Here is a 22,996-nt window from a genome sequence, read left to right on the forward strand (position 1 = left end):
TCAGGCTCAAAGAAAGGAATGGTCTTAGATGGCAAACAAGAGCTATAGCCTAGCTCACACAAAGTGGATGTGCAAATACCACATTGTATTCACCCCGAAGTATAGACGGAAAGAAATCTATAATCAAGTGAGAAAAGACTTAATCGAAATTTTTAGACGTCTATGTAAGTACAAGGGAGTAGAAATTATAGAAGGTCATATGATGCCCGATCATGTTCACATGTTGGTAGCGATTCCACCGAAAATAGCTGTCTCCACGTTCATGGGATATCTAAAGGGAAAAAGTTCGCTAATGATATTCGAGAAGCATGCCCAGCTCAAGTATAAATACGGCAATCGAAAGTTTTGGGCAGAAGGGTACTATGTGAGTACAGTGGGCTTAAATGAAGCAACAGTAAGAAAGTATATTCGTGAGCAAGAAGCACATGATTAAGCGTTAGATAAGCTGAGTGTAAAAGAATACGAAGATCCATTCAGCAGTAATCGGAGCAAAAAGAAGTAAAACCAGTTTAACTGGTGAGTGAAAGTGACAAATAACACTGAGCCTGAACAGCCCTGCTGTCAGGCTAGCGTCTTTAGGCGCAGTTTGGCAACAGGGGGTTATACCCCAAGAGCAAACCACCCGTTGGACGGGTGGTCCTGATTGAACATAAATTTTAGGAGGAGGTGAAAACAATGAATGCAGTGTTGGAATTGCAGAAATTATCCAATAACAAAGAGGGCAAAGGTCATGCCGTGGAAGCAACAGTAACAACAATTACAGTAACCATTTTTCTTTCAACATTAAGTAATCATTGCTAAAAAGTGAGTATCATTCCGGAAAAAGGAGGTGAAAACAATGAATGCAGTATTGGAATTGCAAAAATTAGCAAAAGACAAAGAAGGTAAAGGCCAAGCTGTGGATGGAACAATTACAACCACATGGACTGTAACTACGTTCCTTTCAACAATCAGTAACAGCTGTTAAAAGTATGATTTCCACTTAGAAAAGGAGGTGAAAGCAATGAATGCAGTATTGGAATTGCAAAAATTAGCAAAAGACAAAGAAGGTAAAGGCCAAGCCGTGGATGGAACAATTACAACCACATGGACTGTAACTACGTTCCTTTCAACAATCAGTAACAGCTGTTAAAAAATCTATGAAATAGAATCGCAAAAAACGCGCCATTTTACTAACTTCAATAACTGGTTGCTTAGCTGATTTTAGCTGATCTTCAGCTAAGCAACGCATTATTTTAGATACAAACCAACCAATAAAAATTCAATAGAGGTGAAAAAATGGAGAAATTACTGGATATAGCTAAAATTCCCGAGCCATTTGAGGAAGGATCAGTACAAATCTGGCTTGACTCAAACCGTGCTGACTTTGTTTTGAAAGCTCATTTTGATGAAAATATTCCTGGTGGAAGCAAGGGGAACGATTTTATTGATGAAACTGTTAATTTTATTAGCGAAATTGCACCGTTGACGAAGTATAAAAAGATCATTGATTTAGGTTGTGGCCCAGGCCTGTATTCCCAAAGTTTAGCTGCTAGGGGATATGAGGTTGTTGGTGTGGATTTTAATGAAAAATCAATTGAATACGCAGTTCACGAAGCCCAAAAAAAGGGTTTAATAATAGATTACAGAATCGAAGATATGACTAACATTGAGATTGAACAGGAGTTTGATCTTGCTCTACTAATCTATGAAATCTATAGTGTCTTTAATCCGGAAAACAGAAGAAAAATACTTAGCAATATCCATCGTGGTTTAAAGTCCGAAGGATTAGTTCTATTAGATGTGTTATCGGAGAATAGTTACGAAAAATTTGAGCAAAATTTTATGTGGGGTTTAACTAGAAAAGATAATCCATTTTCGGATAAAAAACATTTATCTTTATTTGCTTCAATAAAATACCCTGATCATGTGACTTTGTCAAAAAATGTTCTCGTTTTTGGAGATGGTGAGCTAGTTAATTATCACTACTGGAATCAACATTTTACGATTGAAAGTCTGGAAAAAGAAGTGAATGATGCCGGATTTACTCTCGAAAAAATATACGCAGATGTGAATGGCGGAGAGTATCAAGCGGAGGGTGAGTCTTTCGCGGCGGTTTTAAAGAAGAAATAAGGATTATGACCCGCCACCGACAGTTTTCACATTAAATGCTTCGTCTCGAACGTCCTCTCTCTCCAGTCATGCATGGAATTACCCCGGTTCTTTACTTTTCGGTTCATGCTGCGGATCCTCTGCTTACTCTCTCGATCAACGCGAGAGGATTCCGTTATTTTCTGGAGAGACTTATGATGTGAAAAATCATTCGGAGCAGTATACTTCAGATTATCCATATCACTTCATGTTTATCTTCATAAAGCCTGGAGATAGTCCAAGCAAGCGTCATATTTACATAATAAATTTTGTATGCTATTAGAGCGTTTACTTAAGCGACCAGCACATTGAAGGCATGACGGATGAAGGGCATGCGCGGTTTGGTTTTTAATGAGATTGGATGAATGTATAGACAGATGGATGGAAAATAAATCTCTGATAGGAGATTGAACGCGTAGGACAGGCACTGGATTGTGTCTGTTTTTTGGCATTCTTTGATCCATAGCGAGCCAAACGTTCCGCATATGGAACACCAACCTTTTACGTATTTTTGCCCGGTGAAACCGTATGGTACCATGGATCATAGATCAATCGGTATCCGGGGGGCGTAATGCCGGGTAAGAAAAGAGGGATGACATGATGAAGCAGGCTTATTGGTTAACAAACGTGACTGTGGAGCGGGGTTATGCTCTGGAGGGAGAACAGGTGACGGGGACGCGGACAAGCCCCGCTCATCTGCGGATTGAAGATGGAGTGATCGCGGAGATTGTGGAAGGAAACAACGCGCTGTCTAGTGATCTACCACAAGTAGATGGCAAGGGACTTCTGCTGTTGCCTTCGTTCGAGGAGGCACATATTCATCTGGATAAAACCTACTACGATGGGCCATGGACAGCCGTTAAACGTATCTCCAGTATTTTCGAACGTATTGAAGAAGAGAAGGTTCTGTTGCCCAAGTTGCTGCCAGATGCCCAGCGTCAAGCGGAGAGTATTCTGACCTTGATCCAGGGGTACGGCTCCACTCATGTACGTAGTCATTGCAATATTGAACCCGTCAGTGGCTTGAAAAGACTGGAAGCGACGCGGCAGGCTCTGGAATCATTTTCGGGCAAAATCTCTTCGGAGATCGTGGCTTTCCCGCAGCATGGACTGCTTCGCTCCCATTCAGTGGAGCTTATGGGCCAAGCGATGAAGGAAGGGGCAACACATGTGGGCGGACTTGATCCTCATACGGTGGACGAACAGATCGAGAAATCACTGAACACCATGGTTGAACTGGCTGTTCAGCACCAGGCGGGCATCGATATTCATCTGCATGATGGCGGGCAGGCTGGCAAACAAACACTGCTGGAACTCGCAAATCTGACCGAAGCAGCAGGGCTTCAGGGTAAAGTTACAGTAAGTCATGCGTTCTGGTTCGCCCGCGCAGAGCAGCAGGAAGCAGAAGATATGGCGCAGCGAATGGCCTCGCTCGGGATGAGCATTGCTTCCACGGTGCCCATTGGCAGAACGATGATGCCTCTTCCCATGCTCCACCGTATGGGTGTGAACGTGAAGCTGGCCACAGACAGCCTGACGGATCATTGGTCTCCTTTTGGCAATGGGGATATGCTTGAGAAAGCGGGACGATTCGCAGAACTGTACGGATATAGCGACGAACTGTCCTTGTCTCAATCTTTGGCATGGGTAACAGGCGGGATTACACCGCTGGATTCACAAGGGGAGCAAGTCTGGCCGAAGGTAGGCGACACCGCGAGTTTTGTATTAGTGCATGCGAGTTGTTCGGCGGAAGCTGTTGCGCGGCGATCTGCGCGGCAGGCCGTATGGTACAAGGGGCAATTGGTCAGCGGATCAACAGCGGATTGAGGAAAATAGAGCGGGTGCAGCCACGGAAAACCGTGGTTTTTTGGCATGGAGAAAAAGAGGAAAGAACTGTTCGCATATACCACATTTTGGGTTATGATGGACATAGTTAATGAAGGGAGTAATACAAATGAAGATTGAGTATGCAACGGAAGCTGACTATGACTATATCATTGAAAGAGATCGGCATATCCATCAGCCACTTATGAAAACGAAGATTAGTGAGAAAGAAATATTCATCCTATGGGACGAGGACGAGAGATCAAGAGTTGGATGGATGAGGTACGGTTACTTTTGGGACAACCTTCCCTTCATGAATATGATCTGGCTTGATGAACCCTATCGAAACGGCGGATATGGCAAAAAAGTGGTGCATTACTGGGAAAATTTAATGAAGCAACAAGGCTTCGATACGGTGATGACTTCAACGCAATCAGACGAACATGCCCAACATTTCTATCGAAAGCTGGGGTATGTTGATGCAGGGGCTCTGTTGCTCGATACACAACCTTTGGAAATTATATTGATCAAGAAAATCTAGCAAATAAGCTGCAAGGAGAGATGATTGTGGATGTGAAAAAAGTAAGCCTACAACCCATAACCAAAGAAAATGAACTCGAGTGCATCCACCTTAAACCACGGGAAGATCAGCTGGATTTGGTCGCAAGCAATGCGGATTCATTGATGCATGCAACGAAGGAAATTACGTCCAAACCATACGGTATTTTGGCAGAGGATCAGATGGTCGGTTTTATTTTATTTGATAACGAGATCTACAATGACGGGTATTACTGGATTCTGCGCTTCATGATTGATGAGAAGTACCAGGGGAAGGGTTACGGCAAACTTGCCATTCAAGAAGTGATTCATATGTTGCAAGAGAGAAGTGACTGCCAGCAAATCAGGGTATCCCATGTTCCACATAACATTGCGGCAAATGCGCTGTACAAACGTTGCGGGTTTCAAGAAACGGGAGAGTTTGAAGACAACGGTGATATCATTTTAAGTTATCAAGTGAGGTAACAGGGAGGGGAAGCTTGATGATAAGAGAGGCAGAAGCTAGGGATGCAGCGGTTATTGAAAGACTGTATAAAGAATTATTGCCAAACAACTTAAACACGAAGGTACTTGCAGAACGGATTGAAGAGGTTCGGAATAACCCAAACAGTTTTTTGTTTGTGTATGAAATGGGTGATCAGGTGATCGGCACAGCTCATTTACATATTTGTCTGGATGCTTTGGTGGAAAATAGACCATTCGGCGTAGTTGAGCGGGTTATCATTACGGAACATGTGCAGAGCAAGGGATATGGATCTGAATTGATGAAACATATAGAGCATGTATGTGAGCAGAAAAATTGTGTGAAGGTGTTTCTTACAAGCGGATCATCCAGAAACGAAGCACATCACTTTTATACGAAATTGGGATACAACGGAGAATCCAGCAAGGCATTTAAAAAGTATTTATAACTTATAACATTCATCAAGGAAAAGGAAGTAGAAGCAAAGAAATGAAAGATAACAAACATCCAGTTCAAGATCTCCGATTCATCGTTACTTTGCTCGTGGCTACTTTATGTTGTTTAGGTGTTGTGATGTATTTACGTGCCCAAACAGATACGAATATGTATCGATTTTTAAGTTGGGACATGTTCCTGGCATGGGTACCATTCATCATCTCATCCTGCATTAGATACATATTCAATAAGAAATTAACCACAACGAGCATGATATGTATGGGGCTGATGTGTGGGGTATGGCTCTTTTTTCTGCCCAATGCGGCCTATCTTTTTACGGAGATTCTGCATTCATTCAGATATTTTGATGCCCAAGGGGAGGTTAGATTTTGGGTTAATATTGATTTTTGGTATGGACTCACCCTGACGTTTGCCGTAGCGATCATCGGATTGCTGCTCTCGACTTGTTCGATCATTCAAATCCATGGCATGTTAAACAAATTAATAAATAAGTACATTAGCATGATGGTTGTCGGTGTTATTTTGCTATTGAGCAGTATAGGGGTCTACATTGGTAGATTTAATCGGTGGAATTCGTGGGATGTATTAACCCGACCTGGGAAGATCTTCGTGGATCTTGTGAATGATTTTAATGCAGCGAACAGCATAATGGTTGAGTTTGTTGCCATTGTATTTACGGTTCAACTTTTTGGCTACGTTATCGTATCTTTGCTAACCGCAAGGTCGGGCAGTTCATCTTCATTGGAAAGGGCAAAGGATCTGAAATTATGAAGGCGATAACGCAGGAAATTACGGAAGAATTGTTGGCTGTGATGGATATGTACCAAAGAATCGCGCGGCAATTGATCGACCAACTGATACTGGAAACCGATCAGCCTGATCGGACGGAAATTCTCGCAGGTGCGTACCATCTGCTGACCAATGCGGATGTAATCCACGGAGAAGAAGAATTAACGGGAAATTGGTATTTTGATGTTCACGGCGAGCATTGTATGTTCAAGAATACAAAAACAGGGCAGACATTAGAGGTTTTCCTTGGTCGTCTTTGTATTTCGAGAATCCGTTTAAGGACATGTTGGATTTCTTCGAACGTATTGAGGCACAGCATGTGTTAATTCATGTTCACGGTGTGGCGTATAGGAAAATGATTTGATTGTTTGCCGTTTAATTAGATTTGAGGAGGAATTACGTATGAGTTTAGCCGAGTGGTCTACAGATATTCTTCAATATGATCTGTCGGATGAATATTCGATTCGCAAAGCTGACTTTGCCGAATGGGGATTATATTGCACGGTTTATTATGATATGCGTTATGTCGGATTTTTCAGGGAAGAAGAGTTCAGTTCTTCCAAGATCAGTGCCTACTGGATTTACAAAGGAGAAAGCAAAATAGGTGGCGTGAGAATGGAGCCTAACCGGATGTATCATTTGTTTTTTATCCCGCCATTCCAGCAGTGCTTTGAGGTATTGAAACTTCTGAAGCATAAATTATTACAGTGGTCGGATCGCAGCAAACGTATTCTGACCTTTGAGATTCTTCCAGACCAAGTCGATCTATATGCAAGAGCTGGATTCTGGCCAGTGGAGTTCAGATGTCGCTGGATGCAGCGGCCTACAGATCATTTTGAAATCGAATGGGACAGCAGGGTAACCGTGAAGGGTCCAGAGATTATTGAAAGTGAAACCGGCACCAGAAAATATGTGAATGAAGATGAAATTGCTCAATGTGACCTGGAGAGTTTTGCAGGAAGTCTTGAAGCTACACGAAGAAAACATACCACTCTTGCAGATTTTATACCAAGCGATGATCCTAATTATACCAATGAGATTCTAACTCAAGCTTCCACGCTAGTATACGACAAGGAAACGGGACAGCTTATTGCAAATTGTCGCTTATGCTTGCAAGACAATCAGGCTGCTGTGTATAGCATAGGTGTTCGTCCGGCATATAGAGGAAGAGGGCTTGCTACACTGATGTTACAGAGAGCATTAAATGAACTTAAAGGTAAGTATCCCGTTCTACGATTGTATGTGATGCAAGGAAATGATGCCGAGTCCGTGTATCTGAATCTGGGTTTTATTCCGGGTGTGCAGGAGATTCAGACGATGTATATTCCTGAGGAGGAATCACAATGAAGGTTGCCATTTTAACCGATATTCATGGGAATTTTCCTGCGCTTCAAGCGGTATTGTCTGATATCGATTCCAGAGGAGACATTGAGCATACATTTTGTTTGGGAGATATGATCGGTATTGGCCCGTACTCCAATGAAGTGATCGAGATGTTGTACAGCCGCGAAAATATGATAGCGATTTCGGGGAATCACGAAGAGGCCGTATTGAGTTTGCTTCAAAATAAGGGTCCATTAGAAGGGCACAAAGGCATGGCCGAGCATCACGAATGGATTGGTCGGCATTTGAGTGCAGAATCGATCAAGAAAATTCAAGCTCTACCGAAATTCGTTGAAAAAGAGGTAGAAGGACATCGGTTCCTTTTGACTCACTATCATATGAACAACGACAAGTTGGATGTCATCGATAAAGATCCATCCGGGACCAAATTGGATGCAAGATATCAGGGGACGGCCCATAATTTGGTTTGTTTTGGTCATTATCATATTCTTCATTATTATAAGACAGATCAAAGAGTATATATGAATCCGGGAGCTTTAGGCTGTAACGACCTTGCCATTGCCAGATATGGAATCGTGGATCTCCAAGAGGGCAAAATGGACTTGAAATTCATTGGCGTTCCATATGACAATAGAGAGTATCTGAAATCGTATGAACGGTTGAACGTTCCGGATCGGGCTTTTCTTTTGAAGGCATTCCATGGAAATCAGTTGGAGAGAGAGGGTGTATAAACTGCAGTAACCGTTTGTAACAATGTGCTGCTACTTGGAAAGGAGAGATGTACATGGGAATGATCATTATGTTGGTGGTGTATCTGTTCCTCGGTATTTATGTTGTGAAAGTTGGAATAGATAACTCAAAAAATAGCCAGCACACCAAAGAAATATTATCAGAGTTAAGGGAAATTAAGGACCTATTGAAAGAGCGAAGGTAAAAAGGTGGGATGACTATGATTTACGATTTACAAGGTGAAGCCAATATGGAACCTATTGTTGGAATGTTATTTTCCGCAGTAAAAGAGAATAGTCAGCGACTTAAATCGATTACTGAGGGGATGTCGCAAGAAGAGGTAGATTACAAAGGGGAAAAGAACCAGTTTAATAGTACAGCTCAATTAATACGACATATTACGTTTGTTGATATGAATTGGGTTTATAGAATAAAGGGAGTTGTCCTTCCGCAGTCATTAATAGAGCAATATGGTCCCATGACTGATGAAAATAATAGACTTCCGCTGGTTCAAGATGTGTCACGTGACACACTTATCTCTCAATATGAGGGTGTATTAACCCTTCTGAAAGAAACATGCACACAAGTAGCAGATGGTGACCTAGATCGAGTAGTTACTTTTGGACATCAGAACGAAAAGCAAGCTACGGTACGTTGGGGATTATGGCATATGGCTGACCATCACCGTTATCATCAAGCTCATATTAATCAGCTAAGAAAGTCGTTCCAAACACAGAATGATTGCTAACACATAGGCAGGTTATTTTTCTAATGCCAGATCTGATGATATCACCACCTCCCCTCAGCGGTTACTTCAGATCTGAAGTACACGTATAACAATATCCTGATCATGGTTACCAAAACCGGCACCATAGATCGTTAATCCCCCTACGTTGGGGCTTTCTTCGTCAACCGTGAAACGTAGCGTCCAGAACGGTTCGCCTAGTTTGACATCTTTGAGAGTAATGTCTGACATCCGCTCACCATCCATATAGGTACCGTAGGCATCAATACGAATAGTCTTCAACAATCCATACTGATTCACATTGCGATGCCACCATTCTGGCGTATATTTGCCGCGTGCTGCTCTGCCAAAGTCGGCAGGGCTTGTCCACGTTCCAAGAGAAATGCCATTGAAGGTGAAACGAATATCGGAAGGCCAATGATCTCGCAATCCCGGAGCTTCAGACGCTAGTTCCATCGAAATTTCAATAGCATCGGTTGTCTGATCCGGTAGTACAAAGTTAGGTGTTTTATATTCAACATAGCCTTTCCCAAACCACAAGATAGCAGCGTGTACACGCTCAGGATCAAGGAAGTAACGTGGATCGTCCCATACGCCGATTTCTTTCTCAAGTGTTCCTAGCCCACAGGTAGGGTGAATATCAAAAGCAGTGTAGTGTCCAACGGCTATCGTCTGTTCTCTGGATCGTGAAGTTTGGCTTGCTGATGGCAGCTCGATCTCAATCTGATTTTGCTTGAGGTAACATAATTTGTGCGTCCCTCCGTTGATTCGAACTCGCCTGCTCCCAATTAGACCCGCATCCTCCAGTTTGCGAATATGCATCGTGACAATGGAGGGGCTAAGCTCTAATGCTGCGGCAATGTCCTTCACATTCATTTCGCGAACTGCAATCATATCCATGATTCTCCATCTGACTTCGCTTGCCAGCGCCTCATATAAAGGAAGGAACTGGGATTCCCCATTTGCTTTGATCATCTGTACAACTCCCTACCCTCAATCTTCTAAAATCACATATATATTAATTTAACGAAATTAGCTCCAAGATGCAATCCATATTCATTGCAAGTTTATGCCCGATGGTGTTTAATTTTTGTAGTTGTTACGAAGTTGAATTCTTATATTTGTGAATTTTATGATAAGAGATGGAGTGGCGTAATGAAATACAATAACCCTGTTGTGAAAGGTTTTTATCCAGACCCTAGTGTGATTAAGGTGCACGATACCTACTATATGGTGTGTAGTTCTTTTCAATATTTCCCGGGCGTACCGCTCTTTGAAAGCAAGGATTTGCTGAATTGGAAGCAGATTGGTCACTGCCTGACTCGTAAAAGCCAGATTCAGCTCGAGACGGTGAACAGCTCCGGGGGTGTATTTGCCCCAACCATCAGGCACAATAACGGGCGTTTTTATATGGTCACAACGAATGATACGACGCATCAGAATTTCTATGTCTGGACGGACGATATTTACGGAGGATGGTCTGAGCCTATTTATGTGGATCAAGGCGGGATTGATCCCGATTTGTATTTTGAAGATGGAAAAACCTTGTTTATGAGTAACGGGGTGGATGATGAAGGCGTTGGCGGAATTGTTCAGTGCGAGCTTGAAATTGAAACTGGCCGCAAACTGACCCCGAGTCGTTCGATATGGAACGGAACAGGTGGACGATATCTGGAAAGCCCACATCTGTATAAAATAAACGGATTCTACTACCTGCTTGCTGCTGAGGGCGGCACGGAGTATGGTCACATGGTTACGTATGCTCGGGGAACTTCTTCTTCAGGACCGTTCGAAGCCTATGCGCACAATCCGGTTCTAACCAACCGTAATTTGGGCGGGTATGAGCTCCAGGGTGTGGGGCATGGTGATCTGGTTCAGGATGATCTGAGGAACTGGTGGCTCTTCCACTTGGGATTCCGACAGATTGGCAGATGGGCTACGTACCATCATTTGGGCCGAGAAGTATTTCTGACTCCAATTACGTTTGGTGAAGATGGATGGTTTACAGCCGGGCATGAAGGCACAACACTGACGAGTTTTGAGACCAATCGTATCCCGGATACGGTGATCCAGCAGGATAAGAAGCATTATACGTTTGCAAATACAGACTGGAACCTCGACTGGTGTTACCTTCGTCATCCAAATACAGAACACTATCAGCTTGAATCAGATAAGCTTACGCTAACAGGAACCGATGTAACGCTGGACGTTCCGGCCTCCCCAACGTTCATTGGGTTACGTCAAAAAGACTTTAATGCCACAATTTCAGTCGATGTTGGTGTGACGAGTGGAGAAGCCGGGATCACGATCTACATGGATGAGAATCATCATTATGAAGTGGCTATTCGTCAGGAGCAGGACGGTTATAAGGTGGTCGAGCGTCTAAATATCGGTGATATCAAATCGATAGAACATGAAGTGGATCTGGGAAATAAACAGCATGCAACGCTGGTGATCCGCTCAAGCCAGGAACGCTACAGTTTCCTGTTTCAAGCAGATGGTGAAGAGATTCTGCTGGGCACGGCACAGACGAGATACCTATCCTCGGAGGTGGCAGGAGGTTTTACAGGCGTACTTATTGGTCTATACGCGAGTGGGCAAAATGCTTTGGCTGAGTTTACAAATTTCAAGTGTGATTATCATTGAGAAGTTATGAGGAGGGCCTAAGGGTCCTTCTCTTTTTTTTAATTTGTGTCAGAATATAAATCTATCGATAAATGCTAATAGAAGAGAGGTATGCAAACATGGAAGTACATTATAAAATGCCAGAATCCTTAGAAGGCATCGTTCGAATAGATATGGCATTACGTAAACAACATGATGCGACCCTTCAGGATTATATGGGGTTTTATATTAGTTTTAACAATGATGATGATAGATACTATTGTACGCCAGATGATGCCATCATATTTGGAAGAACAGGGGCAGATGGTGACCATTTTGCTTTTTTCACGTTCAACAGATCCATTAGTGATTTGGAAGAAGCTCCGGTTATCTTTATCCAACCTACGGCGTTTGGTAATCAAGTAACTTTAGTGGCCAGAAACCTTAAGGATTTTGTAGCATTATTTATTAATCTTAAGGAAGTGTATGTTCTGGAAAGATTTCGGTTTTATAAGAACAAATTAGATTTTATGAACGACTATAACGATAACTATATGGAAGATATAAAGATGCGAGAGAGTGATAATCAATTAATTATTGAACTGTTAAAAGAGAATATTAAAGGGATAACAGAAATTGATGATGTGTACGAATATATGATTGAATCCCAAAAACAAATAGAACTAGGGATAAACAATGATGATTTTGCATGATCTCTATATGGCATCACTAAATAATCTACATGTAACAAAAGGGTAAAAGAACGTGTTATTTAATTATATAGCTTGATTGGATAACCAAGGAGGAGTTGTATGGAGGATCAATGGAGAATTGCAAAGTATGATCCGAAATGGCGTGATTTGTTTCTCGAAACGGGTTCGAAATTAAGAGAAGCGTTAGGAGAAAAGGCCGTGCGGATTGATCATGTTGGGTCCACTTCAATTGTGGGAATAGACGCCAAACCCATCATAGATATACAAATATCAGTTTCTAATCATGAGAATCTGTTGGACTACAAACGTGAGATCGAAACAGTCGGATTTGTATTCAGAGCAGAAAATCCAGATAAGACTAAACGTTACTTTCGTGAAGAACCCGGAAACAGAAGGATACATATACACGTTAGACAGGCAGGCAGTTTCTCCGAGCAGATGACCTTGCTGTTCAGAGACTATTTAAGGGAGCATCCAGAAGATTGTTTGAACTATGCGGAAGAAAAGCACAGACTCATATCATTGTATAAAGATGAGCGTCCCAAATATGTTGAAGGAAAAGGACCAATGGTGTGGAGCATATTACAGAGAGCACATCGTTGGTCTCAAGAAATCGGATGGCAACCGGCAAAATCTGATGCATGAGCACATCCAATGATAGAGATAACTGTATTGGAGTGATGAGATGAACATGGGAAGAAAGCTGATGACAACCGTTCTAACCATCATTTGTTTTACTTTGGCTGCAAGTCTCATATCGATGAATGAATCCTACAGTTTTGATTTTTACATTGTTATTTATCTGGTATACGCGACTCCCTTGATCCTGTTGATCGGGCTACCTTTATCGATATTGCTAGACTATCTGCTCAGCCGAATACAATTCCCTAATCATGTGTTGTATCTAAGTACGAGGATATTAGGCTATGCATGTGCTGGAGTTTTAGGCATGTATATCTATTATCTGGTCATGGGCGCAGGAGAAGCAATCTTGGATTTCAAAGAGACGTTAGTTCTGACCTTATTTGGCGTTTTTGCTGCTATTCTATTTGTACTGATTGATATGGGATTGGAAGTTTTGTTAAAAAAGCAAAGAAGAAAGAGTTGAATTAAATGGATTTGTCAGGAGGAAAGCAAAATGACAACGCATTGTGCACTTCTAATCATTGACGTACAGGTAGCGATGTTTGATGAAGCAGATCCCGTATATCAAGGGGAACGATTGCTTCAGAAGATTCAGGTGTTAATTGCCAGGGCCCGTGAAGCAGGCCATTCCATCATATATATCCAGCACAGCGAAGGGGCAGGCAGTCCACTGGAACGAGGAACACCGGGCTGGGACATCCATCCGTCCATTGCACCTATAGCTGGTGACCTCGTTATCGAAAAAGAGACACCGGATTCGTTTCACAAAACCGATCTGCATCTGAAATTGCAAGAAGATGGCGTGACGGAGTTGATTCTCGCGGGTATGCAGACTGAGGTATGTGTAGACACGACTTGCCGCAGAGCGTACAGTCTGGGTTACACGGTCAATCTGGTTCAAGATGCGCACAGCACATGGAATTCAAAGACGCTTCAAGCGGAGCAGATTATTGCACATCACAATACGGTACTGAGACTGTTTGCCAACGTGGTGGATTCGGAGAATGCGCTGTAATGCTAGGAAAACGTAGGCGATTCTGGTTTTTCATAGGTGCAGCAATTATGTTTCTGTATTTTCTAATCACGAGTAACCCTGATCCAAATAAGCCGATTTCAAGAAATCAAGTGATAAGCACAGAGATGAGCATAGTCGTGTACACCAGGACAGGCGACGGTGGAGGACACGTTAGCATTGACAATGTTACGTTAAGTAAAGAAGACACTAGCCGTATAGTCGGCTGGCTGAATGCAGCCCCGGAAACAGCCAAAATACCAGTAGATGATGTCACAGGAAGCATTAGTGCAGGAATTGCTTTGAGATTAAAGCATAACGCTGAAATTACAATTCAATACAATCGGAAACAGATTATTGTAACCAGAAAAAGCAGATTTAATAGAAGTTCGAGATATATAGTTGATCAAAAGGACTTAAGAGACTTTATGGATCAAAAGTTGAAGGGAACGTACTTTGGAAAAGATCCCGTCAGGGAGGATTAAGGGGGAAGAGGTATTGACGATTAACAAAAGAATAATGAATCTATCAGCCTGGCTTGCTGTATTAGCCATCCTTTGTATTCCTGGAACTTTACATACTGAAGATGGACCGCTCCGAACAGAGTATGGTTTTCCAATCCGATTCTTTACGGATTATCATTATGCCAACTTGGACGGAACAATCTGGTTTATATCTGGCATCTATTTAAATGTACTTCTATATTTGTTCAATGTCCTGTTTATTTATGCAGGTATTCATGTAATCTTGTATATAAAAAAGAAATTAACTAAATAAATTCAACAGAATATTTACACGAAACGGAGAGGACAGAAAAAACCTGAAGAAGCGAAGTGTTCGCCTTTATCCCCGGATTTTCCCATTATAAAAGGAATCAAAAAAATCTGGGGATAACAGCGATCGGAAGGTTGTTCTGTCATCGGAGTGGTAAGTGTAAATATTCGGAGGATACCTTTGCCAATACGGAATTGATCAAATCTCTCTGAAAAAATAGCCGATAAAGGGGAATATACTGATGGAAACTTTTTTTCGTTACAACTGGATGGTGCGTGAGCAATGGTATGAATGGTGTGAAGATGTACCGCTTGAAGAATTGCTTCGGCCTCGCACGGGCGGAGTAGGCAACATATTACAAACATTATTTCATATCATTGATGTAGAGTGGAGCTGGCTTCAGTTACTTCAGGGCAAACCGGATGATGCGGAAGATTTTGCAAACTACCAGAATCTTGAGGCGGTAAGGCGACTCGATCGCAAGTTACGTCCTGATGTAGAGGCATTTGTTACAGCCTGGGATTCGAGTATGGAAAAAAGAGCTTATATCGATCATCGCTCAGCTGGCAAGGCCAGTACAGATTCATGGGGAGAAGTTATGCGACATGTGATCGCCCATGAGATTCACCATATGGGACAGCTGTCGGTATGGGCCAGAGAATTGGGGAAGCAGCCGGTATCCGCCAATGTCATTGGCAAAGGCCTGATTATACCTGACTAACAGGGAGAGGCGGTCATAACATGGAAGAAGGGGAAATGATGACGATTCAACTTAGCCAGATGAAATGGATAGAACTGGATGAACGTATCCAGCAGGTGATGGAACAGGAGTATCAGATCATTTCCTTGCCACCTGGACTGGAAGCGAGTGTGATGAGAATCGAAATGGAAGATCAGCGGTACGTATTGAAAGTCTGGGACAAGGATTCCAAACCGGATATTGCCAAACAATATCGATTATTGTCCAAGCTTTATCAAAGTGGAATTCGTGTTTCCAAACCCTACGGTTGGGGATTAGACGAGCAAGAGAATCAAGTGCTGTTAACGAGCTATGATGGAAAGCCGATTACCCAATTAACGCAAACCAAGCTGATACATTTGGCTGAGCGATTAATGGAGGTCCATCGTTATCCGGTGAATGAAGTGGGTACTGGAGAAGGTGAAGAATACATATCCAGGTACGATTTTGTTCAATACTTTTTTCCTCAAATTGAATTACATGACGATATAAATGATCTTCTGGCAAAGTTGATTCAGCAGGTCCAGATCAGACAGGACCGTTTGATTCATGGCGATTATAATCTGGGAAACATTCTTGAGATGGACGACCAGTACACCATCATCGATTGGACTAATGGGCATTACGGTGATCCAAGGTACGATATGGCATGGTCTGTGTTTCTGATCACCGTCTATAATGGGGAAAGTTATGGCGAGATGTATCGCGCTCAATTTGCACGTTCTGCAAGTTATACGTACACGCTGGAAGAGGAGCAGGTTTTTGAAGCTGTAGCTTGTCTTCGCTGGATTCTGTTAAAGCGCGTTGGGAATGTCCCCATGGGGCCAGATGTAATGGAAAGGGTTCACAACATGGCTGTCCATAATCCGTATTTGAATGAACATCTGCTGTAATCGTAATACGGGGATACACAATGACGACAGTATACGATTAAGTAATAGAAAGACCACTTTTTTTAAATAAAATAAACAGTCAGTCCTAAACTAGCGATCCTCGCATACCTATGATAGTAGAGGAGCGTGATCGATATGGAGCAGAAAGTGCAAACCTACTTTGAACTGAAACAGCAGCAAAAAGATATTGAGCAGCAGTTGTCTGTACTACGAGATGAGATTGTCGCGTATTGTGCAGAACAAGGGGTGTATGAGACGCAGGTTGGTGGTTACACCGTGAAAACAGTGCTTCAGAACCGGAAGGAATACGATGATCAGAAGCTGTATGCTTCTCTTCCAGACCCGGACATCTGGCGATTGTTATCCAAGGTAGACAGCCATAAGCTGAAAAGCCTGATCAAGCTGAACATTCTGTCCGAAGAGCAAATTAACCCGGCATGCACAGTGAAACAGGTGACCTTGTTACAAGTGGACAAGCTGTAACGCTTCATACCCTCTTTGTGCATGAGTTGAATTTAACTGAACAGCCCGATCACAAAACACCTTCCGAGAAATGTTCTGTTTAGATGAGCAGTCGGACATACGTGGAGGTGTTTTTGTTTTGTGCACAGGGCCCAGGATCATAAATAGTTAAATATGAGGGGGAAGAAGTATAATTTGTTCATTGTAAGCGTATTCAACAAACGATATGATGGATAAAAAATGGCAGGGAGGAATTGTAAATGCCAACTGAAATTCCATCATTACATGCTGCGTACGCTAATACGTTCAAAATAGGTGCTGCTGTACATACCAGAATGTTGCAGTCCGAAGGGGAATTTATCGCCAAACACTTCAATAGCATCACGGCTGAAAATCAGATGAAATTTGAAGAAATTCACCCGGAAGAGGATCGTTATACATTTGAGGCGGCGGATAAAATTGTTGATTTTGCTGTTGCCCAAGGGATTGGGGTTCGCGGACATACTTTGGTTTGGCATAATCAAACATCGAAATGGGTCTTTGAGGATACCTCAGGTGCCCCTGCTTCCAGAGAGCTGCTATTATCTCGCTTGAAGCAACATATTGATACAGTAGTAGGTCGGTATAAGGGGCAAATATATGCGTGGGATGTCGTCAATGAAGCTGTTGAAGATAAGACCGACCTGTTCATGCGGGACACGAAGTGGTTAGAGCTGGTGGGGGAAGATTATTTGCTGCAAGCGTTCAGTATGGCCCATGAAGCTGATCCAAATGCGCTTCTTTTCTATAATGACTACAATGAGACGGATCCGGTCAAGCGGGAGAAGATCTACAATCTGGTTCGGTCTTTGCTGGACAAGGGAGCGCCTGTACACGGGATTGGGATGCAAGGGCATTGGAATATTCATGGTCCTTCGATTGAGGAGATCCGAATGGCTATTGAGCGTTATGCTTCACTGGATGTGCAGTTGCATGTTACGGAGCTGGATATGTCCGTGTTTCGTCATGAGGATCGTCGAACGGACCTCACCGCGCCAACTTCAGAGATGGCTGAGCTACAGGAGCGTCGATATGAAGAAATCTTTAATTTGTTCCGTGAGTATAAATCATCCATTACCTCTGTGACGTTCTGGGGAGTAGCGGACAATTATACCTGGTTAGACCATTTCCCGGTACGCGGACGCAAAAATTGGCCCTTTGTTTTTGATCAACAGTTGCAGCCTAAGGAATCATTTTGGCGTATCATTAACCCTATGTCCTGAACATCAGATAAGTGGAGAGAATCGGTCACGATGTGGCCGATTTTTTGCTGTAGTCAATATAGATTATACAGTGCGGTTATCTCGTGCATGATTAGAGGCGTTGATTTGTATGGATGATAAAAATATGGTATTAAATGGGATTATGTGATAGGGTTGAAGAAATGGTGAACCAAATTCTTTCCTGAAATGAGATGAGAAGATGGATTGCATCCGAAACTATTTAATTACTTTTGCCGGAAATTTTATATTTAGTTATTATATTTTTGAAGAAGGTACTTTTGCCAAACCGCTGATGTTTGCTACATTGATGCTGTTACTGATCATGACAATCGATTACATGAAAAGTAGAAACAAATATACATTGGAATAGGGTATGTCCATGTTTTTAAACGATTCTGGAGCATAGGGTCGTTTTTTTATTGTATATAGAACAGCTTCCATTTACATCATGACCATTGTTCATTACACTTGATGAGTAGCACCTCATTAACTCAGTTTTTGTTTACTCAATTCAGATCATCAGGAGGATATCATTATGCATCAATCCGCACATATTCAGGAAGCAAGAGATTACATATTAAACCGAATCCATACCAAACCTGCCGTAGGCATGATTCTGGGTTCGGGACTGGGAGCGCTCGCGGACGAGATTGAAAATGCGACCGTTATTCCGTATACAGATATTCCGTATTTCGCTCAATCGGAGGCTATCGGTCATGCCAATGAATTGGTTATTGGTGAACTGATGGGCAAAACGGTTGTAGCGATGAAAGGCCGCCTTCATTATTATGAAGGTTTTACACTGGACGAAGTGACTTTCCCGGTTCGGATCATGAAGGCGCTGGGTGTCGAGCAATTGCTTATCACCAATGCCTGCGGAGCCATCAACACAAGCTTTGAGCCGGGTCAACTGATGCTCATTACAGATCATATTAACCTAGTAGGCAATAACCCGTTGATGGGGCCGAATAACGCCGAACTGGGTGTTCGTTTCCCAGACGTATCACAGGTATACAATCGCGAACTGCGCAGCATTGCCCTTAAGGTTGCAGAAGAGCAGAATGTTGGCCTGCAGCAAGGTGTCTATGCATGGTGGAGTGGCCCGGCATATGAGACACCAGCGGAGATTCGCATGATTCGTACGATGGGTGCGGATGCAGTGGGTATGTCCACGGTACCTGAAGCCATTGTTGCCATTCATGGCGGTATGAAGGTACTGGGCATTTCCTGTCTGACCAACATGGCCTGTGGTATTCTGGATCAGCCGTTAAGTCATGATGAAGTTATTGAAGTGGCTGCGCAAGTGAAAACAACCTTTATCGGACTTGTAAAAGGCATCTTGAAAGAGATCTAATCGCGAGATGATTTTTATCTAGGGAGCGATGGAATGGATAGGATAGAGTTTTCATCCAACCAAATCGAAACCACCAAAAAACGTATGCTTCACGAGCTGTTACTCGTGAGACATACGTTTTTTTTTATTTTGCAGAACTATGAATCATCTGAGAATGATCGGCCATGATTGCTGGTGTGGACTCCCTGATGATGGGTTTGGTCACAATGTGTGAGACCTGATACGGCTGTGTCGGGCTATTAATCCGGGATAATAGCATCTCCGCAGTCTTAATGCCCATCTCATTGCTATAAATATGAACCGTCGTTAATGCTGGCTCAATAATTCGAGATTGGGGTGCATTATCGAATCCGCATATCGCAATATCCTGTGGCACAGCGACATTTCTATCTTTTAACGCCCTGATCAGATCAACTGCTATAAAGTCATTAGCGCATACGTAGGCGGAAGGTAGGGATGCCAGTTCTGCCACTCGCTGGTTCAACCATCCTGGCTTGGAAAACAGGCGATCATTGTCTACGATGCAATGGGAGAGGTCGACCTGCAACCCCGCCTCCAGCATAGCACGGTGATATCCAACCCATCGTTCATTAAAACTCTTGCAGTGATTGTAATCTCCGACGAATCCGATACTTTTGTAGCCGCTCTCAATTAATTTTGTGGTTAACTGGTAGATGCTATGTTCATTCTCCATGAGTAGCAAATCTGCTTGGAATTCGGGATAACATATGTTGGAAGCGCAATCGATAAAGATGGTGGGAATGCCCAGGTCGGTAATCAGCTGTGTATATTCCAGATCAAATAATTCAATGCAAATAATGCCGTCTACTTTGGCTATATCAAAATTGTTGGGAAGTGTAAGTGTATCTTGATCGTCTTCACGCACGATATGAATCGAGAGATTGTATCCCTCCGCACTGATTCTTTTCTCCAGACCGCTGATTAACAACGAACCAAAGTGAGATGTATTAGGCAGGTTTTCAGTTAACAGGGCGATATTGCCCGGAGCCTTGCTTAGAACCTGCTCATTGTCCATATAGGCAAACTGTTTATATTTAAGTTCAATTGCTTTTTTAATTACACGATTTCTGGTCTCATCCGGGATGTTTCCGCTATCATTTAATGCTTTGGAAGCCGTATTCCTGGAGATCCCCAAAGCATCAGCGATGTCTTGTATCGTGACTCTTTCCTTTGCCATCTAATGCTTCACCTCTAATCATCAATAGTCATCCATATTCTTCTCTAAGTCAAATGTATAATAGAACGGGACAAATAGCAATCTCTGTTTTACAAATGTACAATTGTATTTACATTTAGATAGGCGAATTCTATTTTCATAATTGTTCCAGAAGTTTCGTTGACTAGTGTAACAATGATGATCTATTACGGTGAAAATATAGAAATATCTAGGCTGGTATTAACGATTCAGTGTTGTATATATGCAAATTTAATCCTCTTTAGTTACATTAATGCAAAGATAAAATGATCAAATGCACAAATATTTTTTTACAAAACGTATTGACTAAATCTGTTGAAACCTGATAAATTGTAAATTATCAAATAGGCAATTGTAATATTGAAAGCCCTTACTGAAAACAATTGTCAACTTCTAGAATGAACGGGGGTATCGTGTTGGATAACATAGCCGACAGCAAAAAGGGCGAAGGAAGGGTACTGAAAGTGAGGACGACAAGCGGTCACAGGTTGCAGCAGCTCAAAAAAAATTACTTTTTATATATGTTGCTTGCACCAGCCTTAATTTTGACTCTTATCTTCAAGTACATTCCGATGTACGGAGCCATCATTGCGTTTAAGGATTTCAGTCCGATCAAAGGCATCATGGGTAGTGATTGGGTGGGACTGAAGCATTTCGAGAAATTTATAGCTTCACCCAATTTCGATATCATTTTAATGAATACGCTTAAACTCAGCTTTTTGGGATTAATATTCAGTTTCCCGGTGCCCATTTTACTGGCACTCATGCTGAATCAGGTACGCAAAGCTGGCATCAAGAAAAATATCCAATTGTTTCTATACGCACCCAATTTCATCTCGGTTGTCGTTGTTGTGGGTATGCTATTCATCTTCCTCTCACCGACAGGGCCGATTAATCAATTAGCCACATGGATTACAGGTCAGCCAATCATGTTCATGTCTGAACCGGAATATTTCCGCTGGATCTACATTTTGTCCGATATCTGGACTGGAGCGGGTTGGGCTTCCATCATATACGTCGCGGCTTTGGCCAATGTTGATCCGGAGCTTCACAATGCGGCTAATCTGGATGGAGCCAATCTCCTTCAGCGTATTCGCCACATTGACCTTCCAACGATTCGTCCGATTATGGCCATCGTCTTTATTCTTGCAGCTGGCGGGATTATGTCCATTGGATTTGAGAAGGCTTATCTGATGCAGACGTCCATGAACCTGCCGTCCTCCGAGATTATTGCCACGTATGTCTACAAGGTGGGGTTACAGTCTGGAGATTACGCTTATTCTGCGGCAGTTGGATTGTTCAACTCCGTTATCAATGTGATTTTGCTGGTGACGGTGAATCTGATTGTGAAGAAATTGAATGAAGGCGAAGGCCTCTATTAGGAAAGGAGTATTATCCATGGTTGTTAAACACACGGGAATGGATCGATTGATCCTCACACTCAATGCCATCTTTCTCACCTGTGCTGTACTGGTTGTGGTTGTTCCCCTGATTTATATTGTTATCGCCTCATTCATGGACCCGACGGTGCTACTGAATCGTGGACTGTCCTTTAATGTATCGGACTGGAGTCTGGACGGATATCAGATGATTTTGTCCAATCCAGCCATGATCCGGGGGTTTGCAAATGCGGTATTGTACTCGGTTTCTTTTGCACTGATCACCGTGACCGTATCCATATTTGCAGGTTATGCATTGTCGGATGATAGGCTCGCGGGACGTGGATTTTTCATGATTATCTTTATCATTACCATGTTCTTCGGCGGGGGATTAATCCCTACGTATCTACTCATACGTAATCTCGGCATGTTGGATACGGTGTGGGCGATCATCATCCCTGGAGCCGTTAACGTCTGGAACATCATTCTCTCCAGAACCTTTTTCAAAGGAGTCCCTCGAGAACTGAAAGAAGCTGCAAACGTGGATGGCGCTTCTGAGATGAAGATTTTCTTCCAGATCGTCATTCCGTTGTCGAAACCGATCATTTTTGTACTCGCACTTTATGCGTTCGTTGGGCAATGGAATTCCTATTTTGATGCAATGATCTATCTCGATAATCCGAACCTGCATCCGTTACAGCTCGTTCTGCGTTCCATTCTGATTCAGAATCAGGCTGCACCGGGCATGATCAGTGATCAGCTCGCGATGGCAGAACTGAAACGGCTCTCCGAGATGATTAAATACTCAGCGATTGTCATTTCGAGTCTGCCACTCATCATCATGTACCCGTTTTTCCAGAAGTATTTCGAAAAAGGTGTCATGGTCGGTTCCCTCAAATAGTGAA

At 42.7% G+C, this 22,996-nt stretch carries 30 protein-coding genes and 1 pseudogene; 29 read left to right on the forward strand and 2 right to left on the reverse strand.

What is annotated here, in order from left to right; genetic code table 11:
* Window positions 1-28 precede the first annotated feature (28 nt).
* The 15 genes and pseudogenes from tnpA to AC6CIF_RS13040 all read left to right on the forward strand — a co-directional run.
* Window positions 29-430: pseudogene (gene tnpA / locus AC6CIF_RS12970) on the forward strand (IS200/IS605 family transposase); the annotation flags it as partial.
* A gap of 245 nt (window positions 431-675) precedes the next feature.
* The gene (locus AC6CIF_RS12975) at window positions 676-801 is read left to right on the forward strand and encodes a class III lanthipeptide (RefSeq protein ID WP_218639197.1); all 126 of its coding nucleotides are present in this window, start codon (window positions 676-678) and stop codon (window positions 799-801) included.
* A gap of 37 nt (window positions 802-838) precedes the next feature.
* The gene (locus AC6CIF_RS12980; protein WP_218639195.1) at window positions 839-967 is read left to right on the forward strand and encodes a class III lanthipeptide; all 129 of its coding nucleotides are present in this window, start codon (window positions 839-841) and stop codon (window positions 965-967) included.
* Between the two features lie 36 nt (window positions 968-1,003).
* Complete coding sequence (locus tag AC6CIF_RS12985; protein ID WP_218639195.1) at window positions 1,004-1,132, forward strand: class III lanthipeptide; 129 nt, start codon at window positions 1,004-1,006, stop codon at window positions 1,130-1,132.
* A 146-nt stretch (window positions 1,133-1,278) separates the two neighbouring features.
* Complete coding sequence (locus AC6CIF_RS12990) at window positions 1,279-2,112, forward strand: class I SAM-dependent methyltransferase (RefSeq protein WP_498199943.1); 834 nt, start codon at window positions 1,279-1,281, stop codon at window positions 2,110-2,112.
* A gap of 618 nt (window positions 2,113-2,730) precedes the next feature.
* Entirely contained in the window at window positions 2,731-3,957 is a 1,227-nt protein-coding gene (locus tag AC6CIF_RS12995; protein ID WP_498200133.1) for an amidohydrolase, read from the forward strand.
* A gap of 127 nt (window positions 3,958-4,084) precedes the next feature.
* On the forward strand, window positions 4,085-4,495 hold the full coding sequence (locus AC6CIF_RS13000) for a GNAT family N-acetyltransferase (protein ID WP_498199944.1): 411 nt from the start codon (window positions 4,085-4,087) through the stop codon (window positions 4,493-4,495).
* A 26-nt stretch (window positions 4,496-4,521) separates the two neighbouring features.
* Window positions 4,522-4,977 carry a GNAT family N-acetyltransferase gene (locus AC6CIF_RS13005; protein ID WP_498199945.1) on the forward strand — a complete coding sequence of 152 codons (456 nt, stop codon included), beginning with the start codon at window positions 4,522-4,524 and terminating at the stop codon, window positions 4,975-4,977.
* Between the two features lie 17 nt (window positions 4,978-4,994).
* A complete protein-coding gene (locus tag AC6CIF_RS13010) occupies window positions 4,995-5,423 on the forward strand; it encodes a GNAT family N-acetyltransferase (RefSeq protein ID WP_498199946.1) in 429 nt (142 codons plus the stop codon).
* A 41-nt stretch (window positions 5,424-5,464) separates the two neighbouring features.
* Window positions 5,465-6,202 carry a DUF1361 domain-containing protein gene (locus tag AC6CIF_RS13015; RefSeq protein WP_498199947.1) on the forward strand — a complete coding sequence of 246 codons (738 nt, stop codon included), beginning with the start codon at window positions 5,465-5,467 and terminating at the stop codon, window positions 6,200-6,202.
* The gene (locus tag AC6CIF_RS13020; protein WP_498199948.1) at window positions 6,199-6,546 is read left to right on the forward strand and encodes a hypothetical protein; all 348 of its coding nucleotides are present in this window, start codon (window positions 6,199-6,201) and stop codon (window positions 6,544-6,546) included. The genes AC6CIF_RS13015 and AC6CIF_RS13020 overlap by 4 nt, the downstream gene beginning before the upstream one ends.
* A 76-nt stretch (window positions 6,547-6,622) precedes the next feature.
* The gene (locus tag AC6CIF_RS13025) at window positions 6,623-7,567 is read left to right on the forward strand and encodes a GNAT family N-acetyltransferase (RefSeq protein WP_498199949.1); all 945 of its coding nucleotides are present in this window, start codon (window positions 6,623-6,625) and stop codon (window positions 7,565-7,567) included.
* Window positions 7,564-8,295 (forward strand): metallophosphoesterase family protein, encoded by a 732-nt coding sequence (locus AC6CIF_RS13030; RefSeq protein ID WP_498199950.1) that lies wholly within the window; start codon window positions 7,564-7,566, stop codon window positions 8,293-8,295. The genes AC6CIF_RS13025 and AC6CIF_RS13030 overlap by 4 nt, the downstream gene beginning before the upstream one ends.
* 53 nt (window positions 8,296-8,348) lie before the next feature.
* The gene (locus AC6CIF_RS13035) at window positions 8,349-8,498 is read left to right on the forward strand and encodes a hypothetical protein (RefSeq protein WP_167483655.1); all 150 of its coding nucleotides are present in this window, start codon (window positions 8,349-8,351) and stop codon (window positions 8,496-8,498) included.
* A gap of 15 nt (window positions 8,499-8,513) precedes the next feature.
* Window positions 8,514-9,041, forward strand: a complete 528-nt coding sequence (locus AC6CIF_RS13040; RefSeq protein ID WP_498199951.1) for a DinB family protein — start codon at window positions 8,514-8,516, stop codon at window positions 9,039-9,041.
* 66 nt (window positions 9,042-9,107) lie between these two features.
* On the opposite strand, the gene AC6CIF_RS13045 is transcribed toward AC6CIF_RS13040, so the two are convergent.
* Window positions 9,108-10,013, reverse strand: a complete 906-nt coding sequence (locus tag AC6CIF_RS13045) for an ArsR/SmtB family transcription factor (protein WP_498199952.1) — start codon at window positions 10,011-10,013, stop codon at window positions 9,108-9,110.
* A gap of 180 nt (window positions 10,014-10,193) precedes the next feature.
* Between AC6CIF_RS13045 and AC6CIF_RS13050 the strand changes: the two genes are divergently transcribed.
* From AC6CIF_RS13050 to AC6CIF_RS13105, 12 genes are all read left to right on the forward strand, one after another.
* The gene (locus tag AC6CIF_RS13050) at window positions 10,194-11,684 is read left to right on the forward strand and encodes a glycoside hydrolase family 43 protein (protein ID WP_498199953.1); all 1,491 of its coding nucleotides are present in this window, start codon (window positions 10,194-10,196) and stop codon (window positions 11,682-11,684) included.
* A gap of 98 nt (window positions 11,685-11,782) precedes the next feature.
* The gene (locus AC6CIF_RS13055) at window positions 11,783-12,355 is read left to right on the forward strand and encodes a hypothetical protein (protein WP_498199954.1); all 573 of its coding nucleotides are present in this window, start codon (window positions 11,783-11,785) and stop codon (window positions 12,353-12,355) included.
* A gap of 99 nt (window positions 12,356-12,454) precedes the next feature.
* Window positions 12,455-13,000, forward strand: a complete 546-nt coding sequence (locus AC6CIF_RS13060; RefSeq protein ID WP_498199955.1) for a GrpB family protein — start codon at window positions 12,455-12,457, stop codon at window positions 12,998-13,000.
* A gap of 40 nt (window positions 13,001-13,040) precedes the next feature.
* Window positions 13,041-13,463: a hypothetical protein gene (locus AC6CIF_RS13065; RefSeq protein ID WP_498199956.1), complete on the forward strand. Its 423-nt coding sequence runs from the start codon at window positions 13,041-13,043 to the stop codon at window positions 13,461-13,463.
* 30 nt (window positions 13,464-13,493) lie between these two features.
* On the forward strand, window positions 13,494-14,015 hold the full coding sequence (locus tag AC6CIF_RS13070; RefSeq protein WP_498199957.1) for a cysteine hydrolase family protein: 522 nt from the start codon (window positions 13,494-13,496) through the stop codon (window positions 14,013-14,015).
* Window positions 14,015-14,497, forward strand: coding sequence for a hypothetical protein (locus tag AC6CIF_RS13075; RefSeq protein WP_498199958.1), 483 nt, complete (start codon window positions 14,015-14,017; stop codon window positions 14,495-14,497). The genes AC6CIF_RS13070 and AC6CIF_RS13075 overlap by 1 nt, the downstream gene beginning before the upstream one ends.
* Before the next feature lie 13 nt (window positions 14,498-14,510).
* Window positions 14,511-14,789 carry a hypothetical protein gene (locus AC6CIF_RS13080; RefSeq protein ID WP_498199959.1) on the forward strand — a complete coding sequence of 93 codons (279 nt, stop codon included), beginning with the start codon at window positions 14,511-14,513 and terminating at the stop codon, window positions 14,787-14,789.
* Window positions 14,790-15,027: 238 nt separating this feature from the next.
* Window positions 15,028-15,507 (forward strand): DinB family protein, encoded by a 480-nt coding sequence (locus AC6CIF_RS13085; protein WP_498199960.1) that lies wholly within the window; start codon window positions 15,028-15,030, stop codon window positions 15,505-15,507.
* Between the two features lie 20 nt (window positions 15,508-15,527).
* Window positions 15,528-16,418: an aminoglycoside phosphotransferase family protein gene (locus AC6CIF_RS13090; protein WP_498199961.1), complete on the forward strand. Its 891-nt coding sequence runs from the start codon at window positions 15,528-15,530 to the stop codon at window positions 16,416-16,418.
* 135 nt (window positions 16,419-16,553) lie between these two features.
* Window positions 16,554-16,901 (forward strand): hypothetical protein, encoded by a 348-nt coding sequence (locus AC6CIF_RS13095; RefSeq protein ID WP_081746078.1) that lies wholly within the window; start codon window positions 16,554-16,556, stop codon window positions 16,899-16,901.
* Between the two features lie 239 nt (window positions 16,902-17,140).
* Window positions 17,141-18,142: an endo-1,4-beta-xylanase gene (locus tag AC6CIF_RS13100; protein WP_498199962.1), complete on the forward strand. Its 1,002-nt coding sequence runs from the start codon at window positions 17,141-17,143 to the stop codon at window positions 18,140-18,142.
* A gap of 535 nt (window positions 18,143-18,677) precedes the next feature.
* Window positions 18,678-19,496: a purine-nucleoside phosphorylase gene (locus tag AC6CIF_RS13105; protein WP_036617166.1), complete on the forward strand. Its 819-nt coding sequence runs from the start codon at window positions 18,678-18,680 to the stop codon at window positions 19,494-19,496.
* A gap of 124 nt (window positions 19,497-19,620) precedes the next feature.
* On the opposite strand, the gene AC6CIF_RS13110 is transcribed toward AC6CIF_RS13105, so the two are convergent.
* A complete protein-coding gene (locus tag AC6CIF_RS13110; RefSeq protein ID WP_076212235.1) occupies window positions 19,621-20,694 on the reverse strand; it encodes a LacI family DNA-binding transcriptional regulator in 1,074 nt (357 codons plus the stop codon).
* Between the two features lie 539 nt (window positions 20,695-21,233).
* Between AC6CIF_RS13110 and AC6CIF_RS13115 the strand changes: the two genes are divergently transcribed.
* Window positions 21,234-22,094, forward strand: coding sequence for an ABC transporter permease (locus AC6CIF_RS13115; RefSeq protein ID WP_223200008.1), 861 nt, complete (start codon window positions 21,234-21,236; stop codon window positions 22,092-22,094).
* Between the two features lie 16 nt (window positions 22,095-22,110).
* A complete protein-coding gene (locus AC6CIF_RS13120; protein ID WP_036617174.1) occupies window positions 22,111-22,992 on the forward strand; it encodes a carbohydrate ABC transporter permease in 882 nt (293 codons plus the stop codon).
* Window positions 22,993-22,996: the final 4 nt, after the last annotated feature.

The sequence above is a fragment of the Paenibacillus sp. GQ49 genome (genome assembly GCF_059759055.1).

Coding starts and splice junctions, on each gene's coding strand:
- AC6CIF_RS13120 (WP_036617174.1), top strand. CDS start 22,111: ATGGTTGTTAAACACACGGGAATGGATCGATTGATCCTCACACTCAAT.
- AC6CIF_RS13060 (WP_498199955.1), top strand. CDS start 12,455: ATGGAGGATCAATGGAGAATTGCAAAGTATGATCCGAAATGGCGTGAT.
- AC6CIF_RS12980 (WP_218639195.1), top strand. CDS start 839: ATGAATGCAGTATTGGAATTGCAAAAATTAGCAAAAGACAAAGAAGGT.
- AC6CIF_RS13035 (WP_167483655.1), top strand. CDS start 8,349: ATGGGAATGATCATTATGTTGGTGGTGTATCTGTTCCTCGGTATTTAT.
- AC6CIF_RS13105 (WP_036617166.1), top strand. CDS start 18,678: ATGCATCAATCCGCACATATTCAGGAAGCAAGAGATTACATATTAAAC.
- AC6CIF_RS12995 (WP_498200133.1), top strand. CDS start 2,731: ATGAAGCAGGCTTATTGGTTAACAAACGTGACTGTGGAGCGGGGTTAT.
- AC6CIF_RS12990 (WP_498199943.1), top strand. CDS start 1,279: ATGGAGAAATTACTGGATATAGCTAAAATTCCCGAGCCATTTGAGGAA.
- AC6CIF_RS13075 (WP_498199958.1), top strand. CDS start 14,015: ATGCTAGGAAAACGTAGGCGATTCTGGTTTTTCATAGGTGCAGCAATT.
- AC6CIF_RS13100 (WP_498199962.1), top strand. CDS start 17,141: ATGCCAACTGAAATTCCATCATTACATGCTGCGTACGCTAATACGTTC.
- AC6CIF_RS13020 (WP_498199948.1), top strand. CDS start 6,199: ATGAAGGCGATAACGCAGGAAATTACGGAAGAATTGTTGGCTGTGATG.
- AC6CIF_RS13010 (WP_498199946.1), top strand. CDS start 4,995: ATGATAAGAGAGGCAGAAGCTAGGGATGCAGCGGTTATTGAAAGACTG.
- AC6CIF_RS13015 (WP_498199947.1), top strand. CDS start 5,465: ATGAAAGATAACAAACATCCAGTTCAAGATCTCCGATTCATCGTTACT.
- AC6CIF_RS13045 (WP_498199952.1), bottom strand. CDS start 10,013: ATGATCAAAGCAAATGGGGAATCCCAGTTCCTTCCTTTATATGAGGCG.
- AC6CIF_RS13095 (WP_081746078.1), top strand. CDS start 16,554: ATGGAGCAGAAAGTGCAAACCTACTTTGAACTGAAACAGCAGCAAAAA.
- AC6CIF_RS13115 (WP_223200008.1), top strand. CDS start 21,234: ATGTTGCTTGCACCAGCCTTAATTTTGACTCTTATCTTCAAGTACATT.
- AC6CIF_RS12985 (WP_218639195.1), top strand. CDS start 1,004: ATGAATGCAGTATTGGAATTGCAAAAATTAGCAAAAGACAAAGAAGGT.
- AC6CIF_RS13085 (WP_498199960.1), top strand. CDS start 15,028: ATGGAAACTTTTTTTCGTTACAACTGGATGGTGCGTGAGCAATGGTAT.
- AC6CIF_RS13055 (WP_498199954.1), top strand. CDS start 11,783: ATGGAAGTACATTATAAAATGCCAGAATCCTTAGAAGGCATCGTTCGA.
- AC6CIF_RS13090 (WP_498199961.1), top strand. CDS start 15,528: ATGGAAGAAGGGGAAATGATGACGATTCAACTTAGCCAGATGAAATGG.
- AC6CIF_RS13110 (WP_076212235.1), bottom strand. CDS start 20,694: ATGGCAAAGGAAAGAGTCACGATACAAGACATCGCTGATGCTTTGGGG.
- AC6CIF_RS13025 (WP_498199949.1), top strand. CDS start 6,623: ATGAGTTTAGCCGAGTGGTCTACAGATATTCTTCAATATGATCTGTCG.
- AC6CIF_RS13070 (WP_498199957.1), top strand. CDS start 13,494: ATGACAACGCATTGTGCACTTCTAATCATTGACGTACAGGTAGCGATG.
- AC6CIF_RS13065 (WP_498199956.1), top strand. CDS start 13,041: ATGAACATGGGAAGAAAGCTGATGACAACCGTTCTAACCATCATTTGT.
- AC6CIF_RS13050 (WP_498199953.1), top strand. CDS start 10,194: ATGAAATACAATAACCCTGTTGTGAAAGGTTTTTATCCAGACCCTAGT.
- AC6CIF_RS12975 (WP_218639197.1), top strand. CDS start 676: ATGAATGCAGTGTTGGAATTGCAGAAATTATCCAATAACAAAGAGGGC.
- AC6CIF_RS13040 (WP_498199951.1), top strand. CDS start 8,514: ATGATTTACGATTTACAAGGTGAAGCCAATATGGAACCTATTGTTGGA.
- AC6CIF_RS13000 (WP_498199944.1), top strand. CDS start 4,085: ATGAAGATTGAGTATGCAACGGAAGCTGACTATGACTATATCATTGAA.
- AC6CIF_RS13030 (WP_498199950.1), top strand. CDS start 7,564: ATGAAGGTTGCCATTTTAACCGATATTCATGGGAATTTTCCTGCGCTT.